Genomic DNA, 24,907 nt, shown 5'->3' with positions numbered 1-24,907 from the left:
CCGATCACTCCTCGCTGCTCTTAAGTATGCCTTGTTCTTCGCTCCATACCGTCTTGCCGCCGACCATCGTCAATGCGGGCCAGCCCGCGAGCTTCCAGCCCGTGAACGGCGTATTGCGTCCCATCGTCAGGAAGCTCGCCGGGTCGACCTCCCGTTCGCCCTCCAGGTCGATCAGCGTGAGATCGGCGGGGGCGCCCGGCGTGAGCTTGCCGGTCTCCAGGCCGAACACCCGCGCCGGATCGCTCGTCATTCGCGCTAGCAGGAATCCTAGGCTCCATCGCCCGGTCCTGACGAACTTCGTGTACAGCAGCGGGAACGCGGTCTCGAAGCCGACGATGCCGAACGGCGCGCGCTCCATGCCCTTCGCCTTCTCTTCCTCGCTGTGCGGGGCGTGGTCGGTGACGATGATATCGATCGTCCCTTCCTCGAGCGCCGCGATGCAGGCCTCCACGTCGCGCGGCGTACGCAGCGGCGGGTTCATCTTCCAGTTGGCGTCCATGCTGTCAGGGATGTCTTCGTCCGAGAGCAGCAGATGGTGCGGACATACCTCCGCGGTCACGTTGACCCCGATGGACTTGCCGAGTTTGATGAGCCGGATCGACTGCTCGGTGCTGACGTGGCACACGTGGTAGTGCACGCCCGTCGCCTCCGACAGCAGGATGTCCCGCCCGACGTGGATCGCCTCGGACTCGTTCGGAATGCCCTTCAGGCCGTGGCGCTTCGCGAACGCGCCCTCCGACACCGCCGCGCCGACGACGAGCGAGTCGTCCTCGCAGTGAGCGATGACGGGCATCTCAAGCGACTTCGCCAGCGCCATCGCGTTTTTCATCATCTGCGCGTTCTGCACGCCGACGCCGTCGTCGGTGAATCCGATCGCGCCCGCGCTTTTAAGCGCCTCGAAGTCGGTCAGCTCGCGGCCGAGCTCGTTTTTGGTGATCGCCGCGTAAGGGAGAACCCGCACGCCGCAGGCCGCCTCGGCCTTGTTCAGGACCAGCTTCACCGTGTCCGGCGTATCGATGACGGGCCGCGTGTTCGGCATGCAGGCGATCGTCGTGAATCCGCCCTTCGCAGCCGAAGCCGTACCCGATGAGATCGTTTCTTTATGTTCGAAGCCGGGCTCGCGCAAGTGAACGTGCATGTCGATCAGTCCGGGGGAGATGAGCTTGCCTGCGGCGTCGATCACCTCGGCACCGCTTACGTCCGGAGTCGCCGTTCCGTCCAGCCATTCGGCGACCAGGCCCTTTTCCAATCTCAAGTGCTTCTTGACCGTACCGCCGGTCTCGGGTTCGATGGTTAGTCCGTTAAGGATCCAAGTCGTCGTCAAAGGATTTTCTTCCTCCTTTTGCATTTAGAACAGCCCAGCCCAATTAACTTATGCTCAGCCGCCCACTTCCGCCTCTCGCGGATGCTTGATCATCACCCGGTCGTCGCCGTCGATCTCCGTCAGCGATACCTCGATCTGCTCGTGCTTTGAGGTCGGCACGTTTTTGCCTACGTAGTCCGGCCGGATCGGCAGTTCCCGATGCCCTCGGTCCACCAGTACGGCAAGCTGGATCGACTGGGGTCTCCCGCAATCCATGAGCGCGTCCATCGCGGCGCGGATCGTACGGCCGGTATAGAGCACGTCGTCGAACAGGATGATGCGTTTGTCCGTCACGTCGAACGAGCGGTCCCCGTCGCTGCATACGATGCCTGCGGGGGTCCCGTCCGCCAGCGGACGATCGTCGCGGTAACGCGTGATGTCCAGCTCGCATGCCGCGATCGGATTCCCCTCGATCTCGCGGATCCGTTCGGCGATGCGCCGGGCGAGGTAGACGCCCCGCGTCCGGATGCCCACGATGACGCAGCCTTCGATCCCTTTGTTTTTCTCCAAAATCTCGTGCGCGATCCGCGTCAGCGCCCTGCGGATGGCGGCCTCGTCCATAATGATGTTCGGGGATTCCTGCACGGGTGCGCCTCCTCCTCGGTAAGACGGCATCAAAAAACCTCCTTGGCTAGCCAAGGAGGTCGGGACATACAAAGATGATGACGCTGCAAACCGGAGTGGCACTAGCCAGTCCAAGTTCGATCCGCGCCGGATCTCATCCGTCGTATTCGCGCCACCTTGCCAGTCTCACGGGACTGAATTAAAGGTACGGTTTCATTGAAATCAATTATCGCATTTTCGACAGGGGCTGTCAACAAAAAGCGAGAGCCCCGGGCTCCCGCTTCTTCATCGTTTAAAATTCGAATTCGACGTCGGTCAGACGGCGCTTGATCTCGCCGATGACGCGGCGCTCCTCTTCCTCGCCGGCGGCGAGGAAGGTGACCGAGAACCGCACGAAATGTCCGGCGTCGTCCCAAGGCACGGACGAAATGAGCTTCTCGCGGATGAGGAACTGGGAGAAGTCCTCGCCGGTCGCGAAGCGTTGTCCGCCCTTGATGCCCTTCGGCGCCTCGACGTACAGGAAGAACGAGCCCTTCGGCTTCTCGGCCTTGAAGCCGATCTCGTTCAGCGCGGCGACCAGCAGATCGTGACGGCGCGAATACTTCTGCGCGATCGCTTCGGTGATCGCCGGATTCGCGAGTCCGTAGGCGGCCGCCTTCTGAATGGCGATGAATTGGCCGGAGTCGTTGTTGTCCTTGATGTCGCTGAACGCCTTCACGATCAGCGGGTTGCCCGCGACGAAGCCGATCCGCCAGCCGGTCATATTGTACGACTTGGACAGCGAATGCAGCTCGACGCCCACATCCTTCGCGCCCGGCACCGACAGGAAGCTGAGCGGCTTCACGCCGTCATAGGTAAGCGCCGCATACGGCGCGTCATGCACGACGACGACTTCGTTCTTTTTCGCCCAATCGACGACTTCTGCAAAAAACGCAGGCGTGGCCGCCGCTCCGGTCGGGTTGTTCGGGTAGTTCAGGTAGAGCAGCTTCGCGCGCTTCGCGATGTCCGCCGGAATCGCCGACAGATCGGGCAGGAAGTTGTTTTCCTTGGTCAGCTGGACGTTGTACACTTCGCCGCCCAGATACTTCGTATGCGTGCCGAGCACCGGATAGCCGGGGACGGTCATGATCGCGACGTCGCCCGGGTTGATGAACGCGGAAGGCATCATGGCCAGCGCAGGCTTGGAGCCGATGGAATGCACGATCTCGGTCGACGGGTCGATGCCGTCCACCGAGAAGACTTCCTTCAGATACTTGGCGGCAGCTTCCTTGAACTCGGGAATGCCGTTGTCGGCATAGCCGCGGTTCTCCGGCTTGGCGGCCTCTTCGGCCAGCTTCGCGATGATGCCGTCATCGGCCTTCTCGTCCGGCTCGCCGACGCCTAGATCGATCAGCTCGATGTCGGGGAACGCCGCGCGCGCGGCGGCCTTGGCGCGCTTGATCTTCTCGAACTTATAGATGTTCGTGTCCTTGCCGTAGTTCGATCCGCCGATGCGGTCCGAGAATTGCTGCTGAATGAAGGTTCCTTGGTATTGTTCGACGCTCACGTTGCGACACTCCTTGTCCGGATGAACGGACGCATAATGGAATAGCTTGCTTATGGTATCACTATGCCTCATATCAACTGCCGGCCGCCATGGACTAATCGGCAGATCATTTGCAGAAATTCTAGCGCGTCCGCAGCATGTACAGCGCATGCTCCATGTCTTCGGGGAGCGGCGCTTCGAACGAGAGGCGCTCGCCGGTCCGCGGATGGTCGAAGCCGAGCACGCCGGCATGCAGGGCTTGTCCCGCCATGCCCAGCGTACGTCCCGCGCGGCCGCCGTAGAAGGGGTCGCCGACGATCGTATGGCCGATGTACTTCATATGCACGCGGATTTGGTGGGTGCGCCCGGTCTCGAGCTGCAGCTCGACCAGCGTGTAGTCCCCGAACCGCTCCAGCACGGTGAAGTGCGTGACGGCGCGCTTCGCTCCTTTCTCCGTGACCGTGAACAGCTTGCGGTCGCCGCTGTCCCGCCCGATCGGCGCGTCGATCGTGCCGCGGTCGTGAGGCACGTTACCGTAGACGAGCGCCGTGTAGCGGCGCGTCACGGAATGGTCCTTGAGCTGACGGGCAAGCGAGGCGTGCGCCAGATCGTTCTTGGCCGCCATCAGGAGGCCGGACGTATCCTTGTCGATCCGGTGGACGATGCCGGGGCGCATGTTGCCGTTGATGCCCGACAGGTCGCGGCAGTGATGGAGCAGCGCGTTGACGACGGTGCCCGACGCATGTCCGGGCGCAGGATGCACGACGAAGCCGCGCGGCTTGTCGATGACGATGACGTCCGCGTCCTCGTAGACGACGTTCAGCGGTATGTCCTCCGGCAGCGCCTCGATCGGCGCGGCGTCCGGCACCTGCACCTGCACGCTGTTCCCCGCCTGGAGCTTCGCGTTGGGCTTGACCCGCTGACCGTTGACCAGGACGTGGCCGTCCCGGATCCAGTCTTGAATCTGCGAGCGCGATACCGACTCGTCCTGTATCGCATCCGCGAGAAACTTGTCGATGCGGGCGCCCGCGGCTTCGGCCCCGATCTCCCAGGACATCGTTCCGGCGCCGCCATCTTCTTCATCGCCGAGGGCAGCTTCGAGTTCGGCGCTCTCCGGGGTCCATTCCCCGTTCGTAGCTTCATCTTGCATTTCAGACCGGCTGTCGTTCGCTTGTTTCGTTTTGTTGTTCATTCTTGGTCTCCTGTGTCGGTGTGGGCGTGAGCAGCGAATCGAGAATAATCAGACATACGCCGACGACGATGGCCGAGTCGGCGATATTGAAGATCGGGAATGTATAAGAGCCGAAGTTGAGCTGGAGGAAATCGACGACTTGTCCGTAGATGGCGCGGTCGAGGAAGTTGCCGAGCGCCCCGCCGAGAATCAGCGACAGCGCGGCGAGCATCAGTCTTCTGTTGTTCCGGTGCGAGCGGTTCAGGTAGACGACGATGGCGCTGACGACGACGACGGTGATCAGCAAGAAAAACCAGCGCTGCTCCTGCAGAATGCCGAAGGCCGCTCCCCGGTTGTGGATGAACGTAATCAGAAAAAAGTTGCCGATGACCTTGATTTGCTCGTTCAACTCCAGGTTGTGCTCGATCAGCTTCTTGGATACGTAATCGATCGCGAATACGACCGCAGCTGCGAGATAGTACACCCATAAGCCGATTTGACGTCGTTGCATGTCCGGATTGCCGCCCTTCCGCGAATGATTCTGACCTTCTAGGCCGAATGCACTGATTTTAACATACCGCCGGAGCGGGCGTCCAACCTCTTCCGCCAAAAGACGGAAGCGCCGCCACCCATGTCCTTTTCTCGCTCACATGATTCCGCGTATCTGCGCGCACACTAGCTGTTGGATGGAGCTCCATGACGTTTCGCGATAAACCAAGGAGGGGTTGGCATGCATCGGACGCTGTCCGACAGCTTTATGTCCCAGCAGCGCGCGCGGCTGCTCGAACGCAGAGCGGATATCGAGAGCCGGATCGGCGCGAACGGTCACTTCGGCCTCGAAGAGAGCTACCGCGACGCCACCGGCGAACTGAGCGGCATCGACAATCATCCCGCCGACGCCGGCACCGAGACGTTCGAGCGGGGCAAGGACCTCTCGCTGCTCGAGCGTCAGGCGCTGACGCTGGAGAAAATAGAAGCGGCGATCCGGCGCATGGACACGGGCGAATACGGCATATGCGCCGCTTGCGGCAAGTTTATCGATCCGGAGCGCCTCGAAGCGATGCCCACCGCCGTATATTGCATGGAGCACGAGCCGATTCAGCAGGAAAAGGAAGGCCGTCCCGTAGAGGAACTGTTCCTCTATCCGCCCTTCGGACGCACCAGCTTGGACGAGAAGGACGATGCGCACGAGCAGAACGGATTCGACGGCGAGGACGCGTGGCAGATCGTCGAGTCCTGGGGCAACGCGGACAGTCCCGCGATGGCCGAAGGCAACAACAACGACGATTATAACGCCATCTATATCGAATCCGACGAGAACGACGGCTTCGTCGAGCCGATCGAGAGCTTTCTCGCCGCCGATATCACCGGCCGCACGAGCGGCATCGTCCGCAACAGGGCTTACCGCCGTTACCTCGAACTGCACGAAGGCGAAGGTCTGCTGGAGCCGGATGTCTATACCGAGGATTAAGCGGATAATGGGACGACAGCATACCGCGCCGCCTGCCTTCGGGCAGGCGTTTATTTATATGAACGGACGTCCGATTGCCAAGCTTGCTCCGAAGGTCAGTAATGCTCGATCTCCAGCTGCCGCTGCACGATCTTGACGATCTCGGCGATATAGTCGCCGATAATCGGCAGGTTAAGCGCGCCCAGCACCTGGAGCAGCCACACGATCGTAGCGGCGAAAAACGTGAAGCCGAGCGCGATGCCGATCCCCCTGGCGATGCCCGACAGCCAATTGCGCCAGATGAGCTGCCAGGGCCGGCTCATCAAATTCACATAATCCCTGAGCTGCGCCTTCTCCATCTGTACGGCCAGGTCGTCCAGCCGGGCGGACAATTTCTCCAACAGCCGCCTCAGCGCCCCGGCTTCTTCGGCCAACGACTTCATTTTGGCGTTCTGCCCGCCGTCCGGCTTTTCCTCGCTCATGCCGCGCCTCCGTTCCCGCGCAAAAACGAGCCCTGCCTGCCAAAACTGCGCCCCGGAGGCGCGTTCGGATTCGGACAGGACTCGTTGACGCTGTTTCCTGCTGTTATTCAGGTTGGCTCATTCGGGGAACGTTCATACGCTTCGCGTCGGCCATTCGCGGATTAGGCGTTCGGCGCTTCAGTCCGCCACGATCGCGATGCCGATACGGAGCTCGCCCGTCTGGACCGTCTCGGTTGCGTCGGTACGGCCGAAGGAGACGTCGTTCACCAGCACGTTGTCGCGAAGCACGTCTTCGAAGGCGCGCAGGGCCGACTCGGTCTCGGCATCCGCCTCGAGGACAAGGCCGACTCTCCGCTCGATCGGCAGATCGAGCTTTTTGCGCTGATCCTGCACGGCGCGGATGACTTCGCGCACGATGCCCTCCTGCACGAGCGCCGGCGTGAGCTCGGTATTGAGCGCGACCGTGATGCCGCCGCCGGACGCGGACGCGAAGCCGGGCTTCGCCTGCTTTTCGACCAGCAATTCTTCCAGCGTCACGGTCAGCGCCTCGCCTTCCGGCGATGCGTAGGCCAGCTCGCCGGAAGCGACGACGGCCCGCGCTTCCTCGGCCGACAACGACTTCAGCCTGGCCTGGATCGGGCCGACGTGCTTGCCGTACTTTTTGCCCGCCAGCTTCAGGTTAAGCTTCAAGGTGTAATCCACGAACCCGCTGTCTTCGGTCACGAGCGTGACGGCCTTCACGTTCAGCTCGTCCTTGACGATCTCCTCGTACTCCGCGGCGTCGAACGGCACGCTCAGCGCGACGAGCAGCTCGGACAGCGGCTGGCGCGTCTTGAGTCCCGTCTCGTTGCGCACGTTGCGCGCCAGCTCGACGATGCCTCTAGCCGTCTCCATGTCCCGTTCGAGCTCGGCGTCGATGGCGCTCTCGTCGGCGACCGGATAGTCCGCCAGATGCACGCTTCCCTTGCCGCCGAGATTGCCGTACAGATCGTCCGCCAGGAACGGCAGATACGGCGCGATCAGCTTGGACAGCGTCAGCAGCACGTTGCCGAGCGTCTGGTACGCGGCGACCTTGTCCTCGCCCAGGCCGCTGCCCCAGAAGCGGTCGCGGGAGCGCCGGACGTACCAGTTGGACAGCTCGTCGACGAAGGCTTCGATGCGCTTGGCCGGATTGAGGAAGTCGTTGGCGTCCAGCCCCTTTACCGTCTCGGCCACGAGCGAGTTGAGGCGCGACAGCACCCAGCGGTCCAGCTTGTTGGGCGACGTCTTCGGGGCGTGCTCCTCGGCCTTGTAACCGTCGATCGTCGCGTACAACGCGTAGAACGCGTGCGTATTCACGATCGTGTCGACGACCTTGGACTTCGCTTCGGCGACGATGCCCTTGGAGAACCGCTTGCTGTTCCAAGGCGCGCTGTCCGCGAGCAGCGCCCAACGGAAGGCGTCTGTGCCGAATTCCTCGATGATGTCCCACGGGTCGATGACGTTGCCCTTGGACTTGCTCATCTTCTGCCCGCTCTCGTCGAGCACGTGGCCCGTCGAGATGACCGACTTGTACGGCGCCCTGCCGTTGTACAAGGTCGACACGGCCAGCAGGCTGAAGAACCAGCCGCGCGTCTGATCGATCCCTTCGCAGATAAAGTCCGCCGGATATTGTTCCTCGAAGCGCTCCATGTTCTCGAACGGATAATGCTGCTGCGCGAACGGCATCGAACCGCTGTCGAACCAGACGTCGATGACTTCGGGCGTGCGGTGCATCGTTCCGCCGCAGGAGCACCGCAGCTCGATGGCGTCGACGTAAGGCTTGTGCAGCTCGATATCCTCGGGCACGTCCCCCACCGCCGCCGCGCGGAGCTCCGCGATGCTGCCGGGCGATTTTTCGGCGCCGCAAAAGTCGCAGCTCCACACGTTCAGCGGCGTACCCCAGTAGCGGTTACGGCTGATGTTCCAGTCCACCAGATCCTCGAGAAACTTGCCGAACCGGCCGTCCCGCAGATGCTCGGGATACCAGGCGATGCCTTTGTTATTTTCGATCAACTGGTCCTTGACGGCCGTCGTCTTGATGAACCAGCTCTCGGTCGCATAGTATAGCAGCGGCGTCTTGCAGCGCCAGCAGAACGGGTAGCTGTGCTCGTGCTTTTCCTTGTGGTAGAGCAAGCCGCGCTCGGACAGCGACTTGACGATGTCGATGTCGACCTCGGGATCCTTGACGAAGCGTCCGGAGAAGCCCTTCACTTCGTCCGTGTAGCGGCCCTGACCGTTCACGAGCTGCAGCATCGGCACGCCGTGCTCGCGGGCGACGCGGTAGTCGTCCTCGCCGTGCGCAGGCGCCATGTGCACGATACCCGTACCGCTCGCGTCCGAGACGAACGCCGCGTCGACGATGCGGTACGCGCCGTCCAGCGGGCCGCCCGCATAAGGGAATAGCGCCTCATAAGTGAGACCGACGAGTTCTTTTCCCTTCACGGTCCCCAGCGTTTCGTATTCGCCCTTCATGACTTTGTCGGCCAGCGCGCCGGCGACGATGTAGGTCTCTCCGTTCTGACTGACGCGGACGTACTCGATGTTCGGGTTCACGGCTAACGCTACGTTGGCGGGCAGCGTCCAGGGCGTCGTCGTCCAGGCGAGTACGTATTCGCCGCTGTCCTTGAGCTTGAACTTGGCCGTCGCGGTCAGGTCCTTCACGTCCTCGTAGCCCTGCGCGACCTCGTGAGAGCTTAACGTCGTCTGGCAGTCGGGACAATACGGGCTCACCCGGTGGCCGCGATACAGCAGTCCTTTGCCGTGGATCGTAGACAGCAGATGCCACACGCTCTCGATGTACTTGTTGTCCAGCGTGATGTAGGGATCGTCGAGATCGGTCCAGTAGGCGATCGCCTCCGTCAGCTCTCTCCACTGGCGCTCGTATTCGAATACGCTCTCCTTGCACTTCTTGATGAACGGCTCCACGCCATATTTCTCGATCTCCTGCTTGCCCGAGATGCCGAGCTGCTTTTCGACGCCGAGTTCGACCGGCAGGCCGTGCGTGTCCCATCCAGCCTTGCGGGTGACGCGATAGCCGGACATCGTCTTGTAGCGGCTGACGAAGTCCTTGATGACGCGGCCGAGCACGTGACCGATATGCGGCTTGCCGTTGGCGGTAGGCGGGCCTTCGTAGAATACGAAGTTCGGCTTGCCGCTCCGGTTCTCGATGGATTTGCGGAACGTATCCTCGGCCTTCCATTGCTCCAGTACGCGCAGCTCTCTGCTGCGGGCTTTCTCCTTGACGTCGACGCGACGCATAACCCTCACCCTTTTCTCCGTTGTGATTGTAGCCGGCCAACCGCGACGCGCCGGCAAATGCTAGGAAAAACAAAAAAAGCCCGCCCCCGTAAAGGGACGAGACATCTCTCGCGGTACCACCCTTGTTCAGCCGCGTCCTCGTCTTCGTGACGGACGGCAGCTCTCAAGCCGACCGGCATCCGCCCGCTACCTGGCGGCGATGTCCGTAGTCGGTATCCCGTAACGGGGGAAGGGCCGGCCGGTCTTAATGATCCGGGCCATGATGGGCGCGGAAGTTCGGATCGGCGTCTCGGGGAGGATGGGCGATCGCGGGGTCCAACGTTGGCTCGCAGCGGCCGCCAACTCTCTGGGATGGTACATCCGCACGCCGTTCCCGTCGTCGACGTTAACGCGTATAACCCATTTATACGGCGAAGAGGCCGATTTGTCAAATCGGCATTCGACCGTCCTATGTAAGGCGGCTGCGCGTCCAGTCTATGATTCGATTATTCGGCGAAGTCGCGTACGCGAGGCTCGCTCTCTCGCTGACGGGATTCCGGGGGCTCGAGCTTCTCCCAGCCGTCTTGCGTAAGCAGGTCGAGCTGCGTCTCGACGAGCGTGCGGAACCTGGCGCGATAAATCGAAGCCTGTTTCTTGAGCTCTTCGACTTCGAGCGCGTACTTGCGGGACTTGGAGAGCGATTCGTTAATGATGCGGTCGGCGTTCTTCTCCGCTTCCTTGACGATCAGCTGCGCTTCCTTCTTCGCATTGCTCTTCACCTCGTCGGCGGCTTCCTGCGCGACGATGATCGTCTTGCTGAGCGTCTCTTCGATGTTCGCGAAGTGTCCGAGACGCTCCTGAAGGCCGAGAATCTGATTCTGCAGCTCTTTGTTCTCGCGGATCATCGCTTCGTAATCCTTGATGATCTGATCGAGAAACTCGTTGACCTCGTCTTCGTCGTATCCGCGGAGCCTGCGTCCGAATTCCTTGTTATGAATATCCAACGGCGTAAGTGGCATTGGCCGATCCTCCCGTGCACATGTTCTGAAGCTCGCGACTGAGCGCAAGATCGCTATCTTAGGCCAATTCGACGCGAGACGCGGAATTCCTGCTTAATTCTACACATATTTGCCTATGCGCAGACGAATCCGGCCGCTCTTCGAGACGCCTTGGGCCTCCAGCACGCGGAATCTGCCGAATCCCTTGAACGAGACGATGTCTCCCTCGCGCAGCTGCGCGGATGGATCCTCGACGGGCTTGAAGTTCACCCTGCAGCGTCCGGCGCGGATCGGATCCATGATCTTGGCGCGGCTTACGCGCAGCACGTCGCTCGCGATGCCGTCCAGACGCATCGAAGCCACGGAGATCGACGACTCCTCCAGCTTGACGGGTACGGCCAGCAGCCCGCTCAGGGGCAATACGGAGGCCGACGTCTCGAGACGATGCACCTGCTTCAGATGCGTCCGCAGGAAATCGCCGATCTCGTCCGCGATCAGGACGTGGCAGCCGTCCTCCCGGACATGGATGTCGCCGATCTTGTCGCGCTTGATGCCGAGGCCGAGCAGCGCGCCCAAGTAGTCGCCATGGTCGAGCTCGGACTGCCTGCGGTCGTCGCTGGCGATATCGAGCACGGAGATCCCCGCATCCTCGTCCTCGAGCGGTCTGTAATCGGGCGCGATGAGCGCCCTGACGCGCTCCGCTCCCTCGTACCCGCCCTCCAGCCGGATGGCGGCGTCGGGGTGCCGGTTCGCCAGCGCATACAAAATATGCGCCTGGCGCGGATCGAGAAAATCGGTGCGCCGCAGCTCATGCTGCTCGGCGGCCCGCTCGACCCACTCCCAGGCGCGGTCCACGAAGGACTTTTCGTCAGGATGGAAATGCGCGTATAAATCGGTTCGGCTCATGATGCGAACGATCCTCTCCTTGTTAAGACACGCCGAACAAACCGGCGATGAAGCGAATGACCTCTTCCAGGCCTCTCACCAAAAATCTGAGCGCGTACCAGGCCACGATCGGCGAAATGTCGAGCATGCCGCCGATGGGCGGAATGATCTTGCGGAACGGCTTCAAATAAGGCTCCACGAGCTTGCCGAGCAGCTCGCCGATGTAGCTCTGTCTCACGTTAGGCAGCCAGGACATCAGCACGTAGATCAGAATGAGCCAGCTGTAGATCAGCTGCAAAACATAGAGATAATCAATGACCTGGTCCAAAGCCGTCAATGCTGTAGTCACCTCATTTTAGAGTAATCGGCATCCTCTGCGAGCAGCTCCGAGATCGTGCCCGTAATCTCGACCGAATCCGGCGTGCACAGGAAAATGTTCGGACCGAGCTTGGAGATGTGGCCGCCGAGCGCGTAGATCGTGCCGCTCAGGAAATCCACCATCCGCACAGCCTGGTCCCTGCGCACCCGCTGCAGATTCACGACGACGGAACGTCTGGACTTCAGATGGTCCGCGATCTCCTGCGCTTCGTTGTCGTACGTGCGCGGCTCCGACAGAATCACGCGGACGTGCTTCTGCGAATGAATGCTCACGATATTATTCTTCCCCGTAGGTTTACGCGCCTCGAACGCCGAAGTTTCAACTTCCGGTTCGTCTTCGTACCCCATCGGCTCTTCTTCCCGGTCCCGCTCGCGTTCTTGCTCGTCTTGAAGGCCGAGATAGTTCAGGAACTTGTTCACAACGCCCATCATAATCCCTCCGTTATCCTTCGATCTCCTCGTGGCCGACAAGAACGCTGCCGAGACGCACCCAAGTGGCCCCTTCTTCGATCGCGACTTCAAAGTCCCCCGACATGCCCATCGACAATTCCGTCAACGGCTCGTCCAACAACCGCAGCCCGTTGATCTCGTCGCGCAGCGTCCGCAGGCCGCGGAATACGGGCCGGGTCGCTTCTGCATCGTCCGCGATCTGCGCCATCGTCATCAGGCCGACAGGCCGTATGCCCTTGAGCTTCCCGACAGCCCCGACGAACGCGGACATCTCGTCCGGCGCGAGTCCGTGCTTCGAGTCTTCGCCCGATACGTTCGCCTGCAGGAAGCACGGCACCCGAATGCCAAGCGCTTCGGCGCGCTTATGGATCTCCTCTGCCAGAGACAGGCGATCGATAGAATGAATATAGTCGAACTTGCCGACGACATCCTTGACCTTCCTGCTCTGAAGCGAACCGATGTAATGGAAAACGGCCTTTCCTTCGAGCAGGCGCCACTTCTCCTCGGCCGCGGGCCAGCGATTCTCGCCGATATGCCGCATGCCGGCCTCCACCGCGAGCCTGGCCGTGTTCGCGGACACGTACTTCGTCACGGCGACGACGTTCACGCTCCCCGGATCGCGGCCGCACCTCGCGCAGGCGTCGGCGATGCGGCGCTCTACGTCCTTAAGCCGCTGCTCCAGTGACATCGCGGCACTCACCTCTATTTCTTCTTACCCAGCCAGCTCATCATTCGCCCGGTTTGTCCCCGTTGCTTGCGGTGGGAAAAAAACAAATCCGCGCTGCAGCTGGTGCACCATCCAGACATTTCGATGCGGCTCGGCAATATTCCTGCTTTTATCATAAGATGCTTGTTGATTTCTTTCAAGTTTAGCCGAGATTTGCCTTCTGAAGACGGGACATGGAAGCTGCGGTCGTCAGGCACGACATCGCGCACCCGGCTCATGACCGCCTCGTCCACTTCATAGCAGCATTCGCCGATGGATGGACCGACGGCCGCGTACATGGCTGCCGGATCGCTGCCGTAGGCTTCCGCCATAGCGCTTACCGTAGACGCCGCGACATTCAGGACGGTACCCTTCCAGCCTGCGTGCGCGAGGCCCAACGCACCATGCTCCGGGTCGTAAAAATATAAAGGCACGCAATCCGCGAAATACATCGCAAGCAATACATCCGGCTCGTCCGTTATGAGCGCGTCGGCGTCCTGGATCGCGCTCTCTCGAGACAGCCGACCCTGGCCTCGCGCTTCGGCGGTGACGCGGACGACGCGACTGCCGTGCACCTGCTCGGCGCATGTCCAGGCCTCGAACGGCCAGCCCAGCGCTGCCGCGATAGCCCGGCGATTGGCGAGAACCGCATGCTCTTCGTCCCCGACGTGAAGCGCCGTATTCAGGCTGACCCTAGGCGGCGCGCTGTATCCTCCGCCACGGCCCGTAAAGCCGGCCGTGATGCCCTTGAAGCGCGACCAGGCAGCAAGAGGCAGAAGCTCCGGCGCGGAGTTTCCCGCTCCATGCACGGCGGACTTTTTTGCGAATGGTTCCATTATGCTCCACCTCCGCACCAAGTTTACCATAGCGAGGGCGCCAAGGCGATTGGCTCTCTCAACGCCCCCCGCTGTCGGCCTCGATGCTTTTATAGGGTCTAGCCTCTTCCAAGCGGACCAATACGACGTCGGTGCCGATTTTGACGATGCTGCGCCAGGGGATTACGACATCCTCGCCGCCCCCAAAAATACCGAGCACGCGACCGCCGACCGGAACGACGATCGCGTCGATGCGGCCCTGCCTCAGGTCCAACTCTAAATCCGCTACATGGCCCAGCTTTTTGCCGTCTACGATATTGATGACGTCTTTCGCCTGAAAGTCCGATATCTTCACGCTGGCGCTCCCCGCTTTCCGCGGCCCGGCTCCCGTAGTCTTTCGAACCGGTCAACCGCCCATATTTCAATATATGAGCCATGCCCGCAAATGTTGACCATCCTCGAAGGAGAGAAGCCGGATGACGAAAGCGCACGGCAAAAAGACCGGAGGACGACTCCGGTCTCGTTCCACATGCCATATGTTCCGTCCATCACGTTTTTACGTGCTTCTGCATTTGCTGGATGGCCGACTTCTCGAGCCGGGATACCTGCGCCTGCGATATGCCGATCTCGTCGGCCACTTCCATTTGCGTCTTGCCTTCGAAGAAACGCATGGACAAGATCATTTTCTCCCGGTCGTTCAGCTTGCGCATCGCTTCCCGGAGCGCGATCTCTTCGATCCATTGGATGTCCTTGTTGCGTTCGTCGCTGATCTGGTCCATCACGTAGATCGGGTCGCCGCCGTCGTGATAGATCGGCTCGAAGAGCGATACGGGGTCCTGAATGGCATCCAACGCGAAAACGATATCTTCCTTCGGTACGTTCAGCACCTGCGATATTTCCAAAATCGTCGGTTCGCGCGAATGCCTGTTGGTCAGCTGATCCCTGACTTGGAGCGCCTTGTAGGCAATATCGCGCAGGCTGCGCGACACGCGAATCGGGTTGTTGTCCCGCAAGTACCTGCGAATCTCGCCGATGATCATGGGCACGGCATAAGTGGAAAAGCGGACGTTCTGACCTAAATCGAAATTGTCGATGGCTTTCATAAGGCCGATGCAGCCGACCTGGAACAGATCGTCTACGTATTCCCCGCGGTTGTTGAACCGCTGAATTACGCTGAGCACGAGGCGCAGGTTGCCGTTGACGAGTTTTTCCCGGGCTTCGAGTTCACCGCGGGTTTGCAGAGCCTGGAACAATTCCCTCATTTCGGCATTGGTGAGGACAGGCAGCTTTGAGGTGTCCACTCCACAAATCTCCACTTTGTTGCGGGTCAAGTTGTTTCCCTCCCGGGAGCAGCATTACTGTAAAGTATCTCCTGGGATGGGCTTTTTATTCCCCGCGCTTCATCGGCCGGCGGAGGTCATACCATCTTGTTGAACTCCTTGCGGAGGCGCTTGATAATCCTTTTTTCCAGCCTGGAAATGTAAGATTGAGAGATGCCGAGAAGGTCCGCGACGTCTTTTTGCGTCTTCTCCTCGCCGTCGGCCAGGCCGAAGCGGAGCTCCATGATCGTGCGTTCGCGGTCCGCCAGCTTGTCGAGCGCCTTGTGCAATAGCTTGCGGTCCACCTGCTCCTCGATATTCCGGTAGATCGTATCGTTCTCGGTTCCGAGCACGTCCGACAGCAGCAGCTCGTTGCCGTCCCAATCGATATTAAGCGGCTCGTCGAAGGACACCTCGGTACGCGTCTTGCTGTTGCGCCGCAAGTACATCAAGATCTCGTTCTCGATGCATCGCGAGGCGTAGGTGGCGAGCTTGATTTTCTTTTCCGGATCGAACGTGTTGACCGCCTTGATCAAGCCGATCGCGCCTATCGATACGAGGTCCTCGATATGAATGCCGGTATTCTCGAACTTGCGGGCGATATAGACCACAAGCCGCAGATTGCGTTCGATCAGCATCGCGCGGATGGCGGCGTCGCCGGAGGGCAGACGCTCGAGAAGGTATTCCTCTTCCTCCCTCGTCAGGGGAGGCGGGAGCGCTTCGCTGCCGCCGATGTAATAGACTTCCTCGCTTTTCCAGCCCAGCCAGAACAACAGGCGATAGTACGTCAGCTGGTACATCAATTTCAATTTTACGGGCACTTGCACAACCTCCTGTTAAGCGGTCTGGGTTGACGTTGCGGACACTTCCACGCTTGCGACCGTCAGATCGGCATGTACGATCGCACGGTAGGCTCCTTCCGAGGACAACGAGCCCCCGTCCAGCCCGACGAGCACGCGCCGATGGACGCACGCGTCGCCCTGTCCGGCCGGATCCGCGATCGAGACGCTGTCCGGCTTAACCGCCAGCATGAGCTTCGAGTTCCCTCCGGCCGCCCGGTACGGAACCAGTCGATACCTGTCCCGGAGAGCCGGCAGGCCGCCATCCGCATCGTCCAGTTCGCCGATCAGCCGATCGGCGGACTCCGTCTTCAGGCGGTCCGCCCAGCCTTCCGGCAGTTCGTCGCGCCAGAGCGCCGCCTCTACGATCATGACCGGTATGCGGGTGAGAGGGTCGTAGAGGCGGTTACCCGTGTCCACGAGCCCTCTGCAGGACCATTCCCGATCGCCGATGCGGATGACGACATCGACCACAAGCGCCTCAAGCCTCTTCCTGCTCTCCCTGCTCCCCGCCTCGGTCCGGTACAGCCAGATCGCCACGCCCATCGTGATCGCCAGCATGACGGCCTGTACGTCGAACGACAGGATCATCCCGCCGTCGCTCGTGAAGGCGATTCCCCGCCATGGCGAGCCGGACCATTTGACCAGCGAGGAAACGCCGATCACGGCGCCTAACGTCGCAAAGTTCACCAGATAGAAAGATCCCATTGTCCTGGCGAACTTGAGCGGTCCCCCGTAGCCGAACGCGAGAAAAACCATGAGCGCGGAAATCATGAGTTTGACGCCAAGCGAATACAGATAAGGTACGGACGTCACGAACATCGCCGCCGCGTAAAGCGCCCCGACGCTCGCGGACAGCGCAACCCGCCTTCTCGGCGGACGGAGATGCCTTACCTTCGCCGTCGTCAACAGAATGGACGCATCGATCGTCAAGTTGGACAAAAAAACAAGGTCCACATATACCGTCATCCGCGTCCCTTCCTTCCTTGCAAACCCATCAACTTACGTTTGTCCTGCGGACGGAATGGATTGCTCTCAGTATAAGCGCGCGCCTGCGAGGTGTCTGTCTAAACTCGCCGCAGGTACGGCTGTTTTTTTGTCGAGCGAATGGTCGTTTCGCATCGTAGAACGGCTAAAAAAACGGCGCCAGGCCGTTCGTGCCGGGTGAAGGAAGAGCAATGTTCCCCGGCAAATGAAAAAGCCTTCGCGTTAAACGAAGGCGTTGTATATGGAATTCTATCAGGAGTCTGAAGGGACGACTGCCTCTTAGACCACTCTCGGGAGGAACTCGTCCATCGATAAGAATTGAATGTCCTGCTTGGACATATCGCGCACCCGTTCGAGCGTGTCGGCCGGCAGCTTCAGGAAGGCGTCGACGACCGCCGGACAAAACTGCGTGCCGGCGAATCGGCGCAGCTCCGCCACCGCGGCGTCGTGGGATTTGGAGGCGCGGTACGGGCGATCGGAAGTAATGGCGTCGTACGTGTCGCACACGGCGAAGATTCTTGCGGATAATGGAATCTGCTCTCCCTGCAGTCCTTCCGGATATCCCATCCCGTCCCATCGCTCGTGGTGGCAGCGGACGACGTCGAGAGACGGTCTCAAAAATTCGATATGCGCCAGCATCCGGACGCCCATGTTCACGTGGGTGCGCATGATGGCCCATTCCATCTCGTCAAGCGGTCCGTCCTTGAGCAGAATCGAGTCGGGGATGCCGATCTTGCCGACATCGTGCAGCAGCGCGCCCCGGTACAGCATCTCCAGCTCCTCTCCTTCAATGCCCATCTGCCTAGCCAGCAGCCAGGAATAGGCGGTTACGCGGAGCGAGTGCCCTTGCGTTTCGTTATCCCTATTGTCCAGGGCGCTGCTCAGCGCCTGCAAGGACTCGTCGTATGTGCGATGCACCCGTTCCAACATGTCGCTAAGCTCTTTATTCTGACGCTCGATAACCCGGGACGATCGCAGAAAAATCTGCCGGAGACCGAAAAACAGCAGCAGCATGCCAACGGCCATAAACAGGACGATTGTCATGCTTATGTTGAATATCTTCGCGCTCTGAGAAGACCAGTCCTTGGATACTTCGACGACGCCAACCAACGATCCTTGCGCGTTCGAGACCGGAATCCAGAGGTTCAAATCCGACGCCTTTTTTTGCGTGAGCATCCGGCCCGAATCCATCACCCGGTCGAACCTCTCGCGCTCTCTCCCCGTCAATGCGCTATTGATATTCGCGGCGTCATAGCTGAAGCGGACCTCGCCGTCGCGATTCAGGATGCGTACGTCGCGAATGCCGTAGGGATCGAAGGAGTCATGCATATCATCGTTTAAACCCGCCTCGTCCGCGCCTATGGCGTTTCCCTGTCCCGGTTCCGTATCCGGGGTGGCCGACTGCCTGAATAAGCGCTCGGTTTCCGGCAATCCCGCTATGTACTTCACGACCGCATTGCGCGTCATGCCGCTGGTCTCTCGGATCAGTTCATGCGATACAAACCAGTAGGATACGAATGACAGAACCGCTCCGAAGATAACCACAAACGCGGCTAACATCGTTGTAAAAGTACGATACGGATTGGTCATCACGTGCCTCCTGTGCGGCTTCGACTGTTCTGTGCTCAGAAAGTTCGACAAACCTTCAGCATTTACCTGCCTGGCGAAGTCAAAAAAAAGAGGACCGCATAGGTAGCCGGTCCTCGACATGGGATAATGCAGCTGTAAAATTTCGTTCGTCGCTAGTCGACGATCCGGTTCGTTTAGCGATCGCCGCGAGGGCGGTTCCGCAAAAACGCCGGAATGTCCAATTGCTCGCCGGAGGCGGTTCCGCCGCCGAACGGACGCAAGTTGTGGTTGCCCGTGCGCGCATCCGGGTGCTCGCTCTGCGAGGCAGGATTGGCCTGCGGCGAGGAGGACGTCATCGGCCGGCGTACCGGACCTTTGTGCTCAAAGCCCGTCGCGATGACGGTGACCTTGATATCGTCCTTCATGCTGTCGTCGATGCTCGCGCCGAAGATCATGTTCACTTCGGGATCGGAAGCGGAGATGACGATCTCCGCCGCTTCGTTGACTTCGAAGAGCGACAGATTGGAGCCGCCCGTGATGTTCATGATAATGCCGCGGGCGCCTTCGATCGAAGTCTCGAGCAGCGGGCTCATGATCGCCTTGCGGGCCGCGTCCATCGCGCGGTTCTCGCCGGAAGCGACGCCGATTCCCATCAACGCGGATCCGCGTTCCGTCATGATCGTCTTCACGTCGGCAAAGTCAAGATTGATGAGTCCCGGTACGGCAATGAGGTCGGAGATGCCTTGAACCGCCTGGCGAAGGACATTATCCGCTTCGCGAAACGCCTCCATCATCGGCGTCTTCTTGTCGACGATCTCGAGCAGACGGTCATTCGGGATGACGATCAGCGTATCGACCTTTTCCTTCAGCGCCTCGATGCCGAGCTCGGCTTGACCGGAGCGCTTGCGGCCTTCGAACGTGAACGGCCGCGTAACGACGCCGACCGTAAGCGCGCCGCATTCCTTGGCAAGCTCCGCGATGACCGGCGCCGCGCCCGTGCCCGTGCCGCCGCCCATGCCGGCCGTGACGAATACCATATCCGCGCCTTTGAGCGTGTTCATGATGCCGTCGCGGGATTCCTCGGCCGCTTTTTTGCCGACGTCGGGGTTCGCGCCTGCGCCAAGGCCGCGGGTGAGCTTGTCCCCGATCTGAAGCTTCTGCTCGGACTTGGTCAGATGGAGCGCCTGCGCGTCGGTATTGACGGTAATAAACTCGACGCCCTTGACCCCGTTCTCGATCATGCGGTTTACTGCGTTGCTGCCTCCGCCACCGACCCCGATGACTTTAATTTTCGCGAGCGGTTCCATTTCAAAATCGAATTCCAACATATTTCAATATTCCTCCTCGCTTCGCTGGTGAATCTTCGTCAGTGGCGGCTCATATGAATTCTTTGAACATATTCTTAAACCATTCCATGACGCCGGTCTTGCCGGCAGGCGCGCTGGCCGCAGCCTTGCTCTTCGCAGGCCGCTTCGCGGGCGGCGTCCCCCGGGTACGTACGTATTTCATTACATATTGTATCATTCCGACGCCGCTGCTGTAAGCGGGGTCCCGCACGCCGATGAAATCGGGCACCGCGATGCGGACGCTCGCTTCCAGCTCGATCTGGGCGAGGGACAGCACGCTAGGCATGGATACGGATCCTCCGGTCAGCACGTAGCCGTTGAGTTTGTCGAGATAGCCGAGGCGCTTGACCTCCTGTCGGATCATATGGAAAATCTCCTGCATGCGGGGCTCGATGATGTTGGCGAGGTCCACCTGGGAAAATTCCTTCTCCACGTTGCTGCCGACGCGCATCACCTTGAAGCGGACGTCTTCGGCCGCTTCGTCCTGGCGGGCGCATCCGTACTTCAGCTTGATCTTCTCCGCGTGCTCGGTCTGCGTCTTCAGGCCGTAGCAGATGTCGCTGGTCACGTAGTCGCCGCCGATCGGAAGCGTGGACACCGCCGCGAGACTGCCGCCCTCGAACACGGCGATCGTGGTCGAACCGGCGCCGATGTCCGCGAGGACGGTGCCCATTTGCTTCTCGTCCTTGGTGAGCGCCATCATCCCGGAAGCCAGCGACATCAGCACGATGCCGGAGATGCGGAGACCCGCTTTTTCTACGCAGCGCATAAGGTTATGTACGGCGGCCTTCGTGCCGGTGATGATCGTGCATTCGACCTCGAGGCGGACGCCGATCATGCCGCGGGGGTCCTGAATGCCGGCCAGGCCGTCCACGAGAAATTGCTTGGGCAACAGGCCGATAATCTCGCGTTCCGGCGGAAGGGCCACGACCTTGGCCGCTTGGAGGACGCGTTCGATGTCGTCTTCCCCGATCTCGCGGTCTTCGTTGGATACGGCTACGACGCCGTGATTGCTCTGCAGCGCGATATGGTTGCCCGCGATGCCGACGTATACTTCGCCGATGGTAATGCCGACCATGCGTTCGGCGTGGTCGACGGCGTTGCGAATGGATTGAACCGTCTGGTCGATATCGACGATCGCGCCTTTGCGGATGCCATCGGAATCCGCCGATCCGACGCCGATGATGTTGATGGCTCCGTTGCTTATTTCTCCGATAATCACCCGAACCTTAGAGGTTCCGATGTCCAGACTGACGATGAGGTCGTTGCTGCTCAACCGGTGGCACCTCCCGTAAATGCATACAAAAACAATAAACCGGACAATCATGCCGCTCGTCCGATAAGGTCGCGGCTTATTTGAAATCCGTTGCGGAAAAATGGGAAAGTTCAGGGGTTTCCGAACGAAGCCAAACTGGTACGCATTCAGTAGTTATTCAACGCAATCGGGAATTTCCCTCTTTTTTCAACAAAAAAATTACTTCCCTCTTTCTGGGAACGGAGCCGGGCGGAATGCCCTCGACTCCCTATGAAGCGATAAGCGCATAGATAAAATTCTAGCATTAATCCGCGCGGTTGAGTAGAGTCCATTTCCTTAAGTTACGGGGCTGCTTCTTCGCTTGCCGGGTCCGTTTGTGCCGAATAAGGCGAGTACGTGTCCGAATCCAGCAGCACGACCGATCCCGGCTCCCGGTTCTCCACGAGCTCGCTCAAGATGGCGATCTTGTCCTTGAGCTTGCCGACCGTCGTCAGAACGTCGAATCCGGAACGCGTGAATATGCGAATCCGGTCGGGATATGCGCGGGAAGGATCCGGAGAGATCTCGGAGAAGTCGGACAGTCCCTCCGCGGACAGTCCGCCGAGCGCCAGGCACAAGGCCGCTCGCTGCGGATCGTCCTTGGCCCAGCCGGTGAGCACGGGCTTGGCGGGAAGCGCGCTGCTCGCGGGCGGCTGGACGGCGTAGCCGTTGGCCAGGACGACGGACAAGACGCCCTTGCCGTCCAGCTCGAGCGCCACGGACGGATATTCCTTCACCGTGACGTCCAGCTTGCCCGGAAAGTGCTTAACGACCCGCACGTCCCGGATCTGCGGCAGCCGCTCGGCCCGCTGCGCCAGCTTGTCCGAAGCAGGCATAAAAAAAGAGTCGCCGATGCCGACGCCTAGCTCGGCCTTCACCTGATCTTGGTTCAAATAAGTCAAGCCATGAATCTCTATCACGCTGATACGGGAAAGAGAGGATCTGAAAAACAATACGACCAGCACGGCGACGAACAAGGCAATCACGATCCACAGCAGCTTGCCGCCGCGTCGCTTCGCCGCCGTCTGTTCCCGCGGCAGCGCGGGAATTCGCTCTATCATCTTGCGTGCTCTCCTCTCGACAGCCGGCGGTAGCGCGTAGCTTGTCCCCTATCCGAAAAGCAAGAAGGCCCCGCCGGGCGGCCGATCGAGGGAACCGCCAGGGCTCCCCGCGGGCCCGGAAGCGGATAAGCGGATGACGCTTATCCCTCCCGGCCGAACTATGCTTCACTACGCGCTAGCCGATCGAGACCCGCGAGATGTCGCCCCCCAAGCCGGCGAACATCCGCTCGATCTCGTCATAGCCGCGATCGATATGATGAACGTTCTCGACGATCGTCCTGCCCTGCGCGGCGAGTCCGGCGATGACCAGCGCGGCGCCGGCCCGCAGGTCCGTGGCCTCGACCGTCGTCCCGTACAGCCTGGGAACGCCCCGGACGATCGCGGAATTCAGATCGATGCGGATATCCGCGCCCATGCGGCATAATTCGTCTACATGCTTGAAGCGGCCTTCGAACACCGTCTCCTTAATCACGCTGACGCCGCCCGCCAGAGACAGAAGCACCATGAGCTGCGCCTGCATGTCGGTCGGAAAGGCGGGATAAGGCGAAGTCACGATGCGGTCGACCGCTCGCGGCCGGCCCTTGGCGCCGACTCTTATTATACCATCCCCGGTCTCGATGTGAACACCGGCGCGCCGCATGACGTGGATTAACGAAGTAAGATGGGCGGAAGCCGCGCCTTCGAGCGTCACCTCGCCGCGGGTCGCCGCCGCGGCGACCATCGCAGTGCCCGTCACGATCCGATCGGGGATGATCTCGAACTCGCAGCCGCCCAGGCTGTCGACGCCGTCGACCGTGATCGTGTCGGTACCGGCTCCGCGCACCTTGGCGCCGATGGCGTTCAGAAATTTCTGCAGATCCTGGATCTCCGGTTCTCTGGCCGCGCCGATGATCGTCGTGCGTCCTTCCGCCATGACTGCCGCCATCATGATGTTCTCGGTGGCGCCGACGCTTGGGAAGTCCAGACTGATCTCCGCGCCGGACAGGCGGGGCGCCCGGCATACGATCCGGCTGCCGGTCTCTTCAATGTCCGCGCCGAGCGCGGCGAGGCCGCGCAGATGCAGATCGATCTTGCGCTCCCCGATCGCGCAGCCTCCCGGCTGGTACACCTGCACCTCGCCGAACCTGGCGAGCAGGGGTCCCATCAGAAAAACGGAGGAACGCATCAAGCGCATCAAACGTTCGGGCACGTGCGACGAATCGGCTACGGTTCCGTCGATCGTCACCGCGTCCCCGTCCCGCCGAACGATGCATCCGAGATCCTTCATGATGTCCAGCATGACTTCGATATCCAGCAGCTTCGGTATGTTGCGAAGAGTTACCGGTTCCTGCGCGAGCAGCGTCGCGGCCAGGATCGGCAGAGCGGCGTTCTTGGCTCCATGGATGCGGATGGTGCCCGAAAGCGGTCTGCCGCCTTCAATCACCAGTTTGTCCAAGGAATTCACCTCCGGGATTACCGCTCGCCCATCAGGAGCACCTCGGGAACGAGAAGAATGCCGAACCGCTCGTTCACTGTCCTTCTTACGCGTTCCATCAAGGCGAGCACGTCTTCGGCCGTCGCATGTTCCGCGTTGACGATGAAGTTGGCGTGCAGCTCCGAGACTACGGCTCCGCCTTCCCTGACGCCCTTCAGCCCCGCGGCCTCGATCAGCCTAGCGGCGTGGTCCCCCGGCGGATTGCGGAAGACGCTGCCCGCGCAGGCGAGCTGAAGCGGCTGCGTCCGCAGCCTGCGGTCCTTGTAAGAGGCCAGCATGGCGGCGATCTCCTTGCGGTCTCCGGGCTCCAGGGCGAACACGGCTTCGGTCACGATGCCCCTTTTTTCGTGCAAAACCGAGTGCCGGTAGCGAAAGCCCAGCTCCTCGTTGCCGTACGTTCCCTTCGATCCGTCTTCCCAGACGATGCTGGCCGACTTTAAAATACGCGACACGTCCGAATGATGCGCCCCCGCGTTCATGTACACCGCGCCGCCTACCGTGCCGGGAATGCCGCCCGCGAACTCCAGTCCGGTCAGGCCTTCCTTGCCCGCCATGACGGACAGCTTGATGAACGAATACGAACCTCCGGCGACGACGAGGTTGCCCTCGAAGCGCACCGCGTCGAATCCTCCGCCGAGCTTGATCACGGCGCCGCGGACGCCGCGGTCGGACACGAGCGTATTGGAACCGCGTCCGAGGACGGTCCAGGGGACGCCGTGCCGGCCGAGCGCGGCGATGGCCGCAGCCAACTGGTCCGCGTCCGCCGGCACGAGGAACAGATCAGCGGGTCCGCCGATCTTCCAGGTCGTATGGGCGGCCAGCGGCTCGCCCTGCTTGACGACCCCCGAGTACGACCGTTCCAGGTCCGCGATCAACTGCTCCATCCAGATCTCCTCCAATCGATTCTAAGGAGCTGCGGGTTCTCCGCGGGCTTGCGGCGCATGGATTGCGGACAGCCGCGACTACACCCTAT

The 24,907-nt window shown here is 60.8% G+C and carries 24 protein-coding genes; 1 reads left to right on the top strand and 23 read right to left on the bottom strand.

The window, feature by feature from the left end; all coding sequences use genetic code 11:
- Window positions 1-4 precede the first annotated feature (4 nt).
- From pyrC to lspA, 5 genes are all read right to left on the bottom strand, one after another.
- A complete protein-coding gene (gene pyrC, locus PQG80_RS01525) occupies window positions 5-1,324 on the bottom strand; it encodes a dihydroorotase (protein ID WP_271749365.1) in 1,320 nt (439 codons plus the stop codon).
- 54 nt (window positions 1,325-1,378) lie between these two features.
- Window positions 1,379-1,924, bottom strand: coding sequence for a bifunctional pyr operon transcriptional regulator/uracil phosphoribosyltransferase PyrR (pyrR, locus tag PQG80_RS01520; protein ID WP_334219804.1), 546 nt, complete (start codon window positions 1,922-1,924; stop codon window positions 1,379-1,381).
- A 295-nt stretch (window positions 1,925-2,219) separates the two neighbouring features.
- Entirely contained in the window at window positions 2,220-3,473 is a 1,254-nt protein-coding gene (locus tag PQG80_RS01515) for an LL-diaminopimelate aminotransferase (RefSeq protein WP_271749362.1), read from the bottom strand.
- A 121-nt stretch (window positions 3,474-3,594) separates the two neighbouring features.
- On the bottom strand, window positions 3,595-4,602 hold the full coding sequence (locus tag PQG80_RS01510; RefSeq protein WP_432432715.1) for an RluA family pseudouridine synthase: 1,008 nt from the start codon (window positions 4,600-4,602) through the stop codon (window positions 3,595-3,597).
- Between the two features lies 1 nt (window position 4,603).
- Window positions 4,604-5,134, bottom strand: coding sequence for a signal peptidase II (gene lspA, locus PQG80_RS01505; protein ID WP_271749361.1), 531 nt, complete (start codon window positions 5,132-5,134; stop codon window positions 4,604-4,606).
- A gap of 219 nt (window positions 5,135-5,353) precedes the next feature.
- Here lspA and PQG80_RS01500 point away from each other — a divergent pair, with 219 nt between their 5' ends.
- Window positions 5,354-6,094, top strand: a complete 741-nt coding sequence (locus PQG80_RS01500; protein WP_271749359.1) for a TraR/DksA C4-type zinc finger protein — start codon at window positions 5,354-5,356, stop codon at window positions 6,092-6,094.
- Between the two features lie 95 nt (window positions 6,095-6,189).
- On the opposite strand, the gene PQG80_RS01495 is transcribed toward PQG80_RS01500, so the two are convergent.
- From PQG80_RS01495 to murB, 18 genes are all read right to left on the bottom strand, one after another.
- Window positions 6,190-6,555, bottom strand: a complete 366-nt coding sequence (locus PQG80_RS01495; RefSeq protein ID WP_271749358.1) for a DUF5665 domain-containing protein — start codon at window positions 6,553-6,555, stop codon at window positions 6,190-6,192.
- Window positions 6,556-6,732: 177 nt separating this feature from the next.
- Window positions 6,733-9,834, bottom strand: coding sequence for an isoleucine--tRNA ligase (gene ileS, locus PQG80_RS01490; protein WP_271749357.1), 3,102 nt, complete (start codon window positions 9,832-9,834; stop codon window positions 6,733-6,735).
- A 485-nt stretch (window positions 9,835-10,319) separates the two neighbouring features.
- Window positions 10,320-10,832 carry a DivIVA domain-containing protein gene (locus tag PQG80_RS01485; RefSeq protein ID WP_271749356.1) on the bottom strand — a complete coding sequence of 171 codons (513 nt, stop codon included), beginning with the start codon at window positions 10,830-10,832 and terminating at the stop codon, window positions 10,320-10,322.
- 99 nt (window positions 10,833-10,931) lie between these two features.
- Entirely contained in the window at window positions 10,932-11,717 is a 786-nt protein-coding gene (locus PQG80_RS01480) for a YlmH family RNA-binding protein (RefSeq protein ID WP_271749355.1), read from the bottom strand.
- Between the two features lie 22 nt (window positions 11,718-11,739).
- Window positions 11,740-12,024 carry a YggT family protein gene (locus tag PQG80_RS01475; protein ID WP_432432714.1) on the bottom strand — a complete coding sequence of 95 codons (285 nt, stop codon included), beginning with the start codon at window positions 12,022-12,024 and terminating at the stop codon, window positions 11,740-11,742.
- 17 nt (window positions 12,025-12,041) lie between these two features.
- On the bottom strand, window positions 12,042-12,503 hold the full coding sequence (locus PQG80_RS01470) for a cell division protein SepF (protein WP_271749353.1): 462 nt from the start codon (window positions 12,501-12,503) through the stop codon (window positions 12,042-12,044).
- A gap of 13 nt (window positions 12,504-12,516) precedes the next feature.
- Window positions 12,517-13,212, bottom strand: coding sequence for a YggS family pyridoxal phosphate-dependent enzyme (locus tag PQG80_RS01465; protein WP_271749352.1), 696 nt, complete (start codon window positions 13,210-13,212; stop codon window positions 12,517-12,519).
- Between the two features lie 14 nt (window positions 13,213-13,226).
- Entirely contained in the window at window positions 13,227-14,066 is an 840-nt protein-coding gene (pgeF, locus tag PQG80_RS01460) for a peptidoglycan editing factor PgeF (RefSeq protein ID WP_271749351.1), read from the bottom strand.
- 58 nt (window positions 14,067-14,124) lie between these two features.
- Complete coding sequence (locus PQG80_RS01455) at window positions 14,125-14,400, bottom strand: YlmC/YmxH family sporulation protein (RefSeq protein WP_271749350.1); 276 nt, start codon at window positions 14,398-14,400, stop codon at window positions 14,125-14,127.
- A gap of 193 nt (window positions 14,401-14,593) precedes the next feature.
- A complete protein-coding gene (sigG, locus tag PQG80_RS01450; RefSeq protein WP_271749349.1) occupies window positions 14,594-15,376 on the bottom strand; it encodes an RNA polymerase sporulation sigma factor SigG in 783 nt (260 codons plus the stop codon).
- An 86-nt stretch (window positions 15,377-15,462) separates the two neighbouring features.
- Window positions 15,463-16,185, bottom strand: coding sequence for an RNA polymerase sporulation sigma factor SigE (gene sigE, locus PQG80_RS01445; protein ID WP_090115204.1), 723 nt, complete (start codon window positions 16,183-16,185; stop codon window positions 15,463-15,465).
- Window positions 16,186-16,200: 15 nt separating this feature from the next.
- Complete coding sequence (locus tag PQG80_RS01440) at window positions 16,201-17,172, bottom strand: sigma-E processing peptidase SpoIIGA (RefSeq protein WP_271749348.1); 972 nt, start codon at window positions 17,170-17,172, stop codon at window positions 16,201-16,203.
- Window positions 17,173-17,469: 297 nt separating this feature from the next.
- On the bottom strand, window positions 17,470-18,780 hold the full coding sequence (locus PQG80_RS01435; protein ID WP_271749347.1) for an HD-GYP domain-containing protein: 1,311 nt from the start codon (window positions 18,778-18,780) through the stop codon (window positions 17,470-17,472).
- Between the two features lie 173 nt (window positions 18,781-18,953).
- The gene (gene ftsZ, locus PQG80_RS01430; protein WP_271749346.1) at window positions 18,954-20,087 is read right to left on the bottom strand and encodes a cell division protein FtsZ; all 1,134 of its coding nucleotides are present in this window, start codon (window positions 20,085-20,087) and stop codon (window positions 18,954-18,956) included.
- 49 nt (window positions 20,088-20,136) lie between these two features.
- A complete protein-coding gene (gene ftsA, locus PQG80_RS01425; RefSeq protein WP_271749345.1) occupies window positions 20,137-21,381 on the bottom strand; it encodes a cell division protein FtsA in 1,245 nt (414 codons plus the stop codon).
- A 320-nt stretch (window positions 21,382-21,701) separates the two neighbouring features.
- Window positions 21,702-22,460, bottom strand: a complete 759-nt coding sequence (locus tag PQG80_RS01420; protein ID WP_271749344.1) for a cell division protein FtsQ/DivIB — start codon at window positions 22,458-22,460, stop codon at window positions 21,702-21,704.
- 175 nt (window positions 22,461-22,635) lie between these two features.
- A complete protein-coding gene (murA, locus tag PQG80_RS01415) occupies window positions 22,636-23,895 on the bottom strand; it encodes a UDP-N-acetylglucosamine 1-carboxyvinyltransferase (protein WP_271749343.1) in 1,260 nt (419 codons plus the stop codon).
- Window positions 23,896-23,912: 17 nt separating this feature from the next.
- Window positions 23,913-24,818, bottom strand: coding sequence for a UDP-N-acetylmuramate dehydrogenase (murB, locus tag PQG80_RS01410; RefSeq protein WP_271749342.1), 906 nt, complete (start codon window positions 24,816-24,818; stop codon window positions 23,913-23,915).
- Window positions 24,819-24,907 lie beyond the last annotated feature (89 nt).

It is taken from the genome of Cohnella rhizoplanae, from assembly GCF_948329515.1.
In the GTDB taxonomy this organism is placed as follows: domain Bacteria; phylum Bacillota; class Bacilli; order Paenibacillales; family Paenibacillaceae; genus Cohnella; species Cohnella rhizoplanae.
This window is presented reverse-complemented; position numbering and strand designations above follow the sequence as displayed.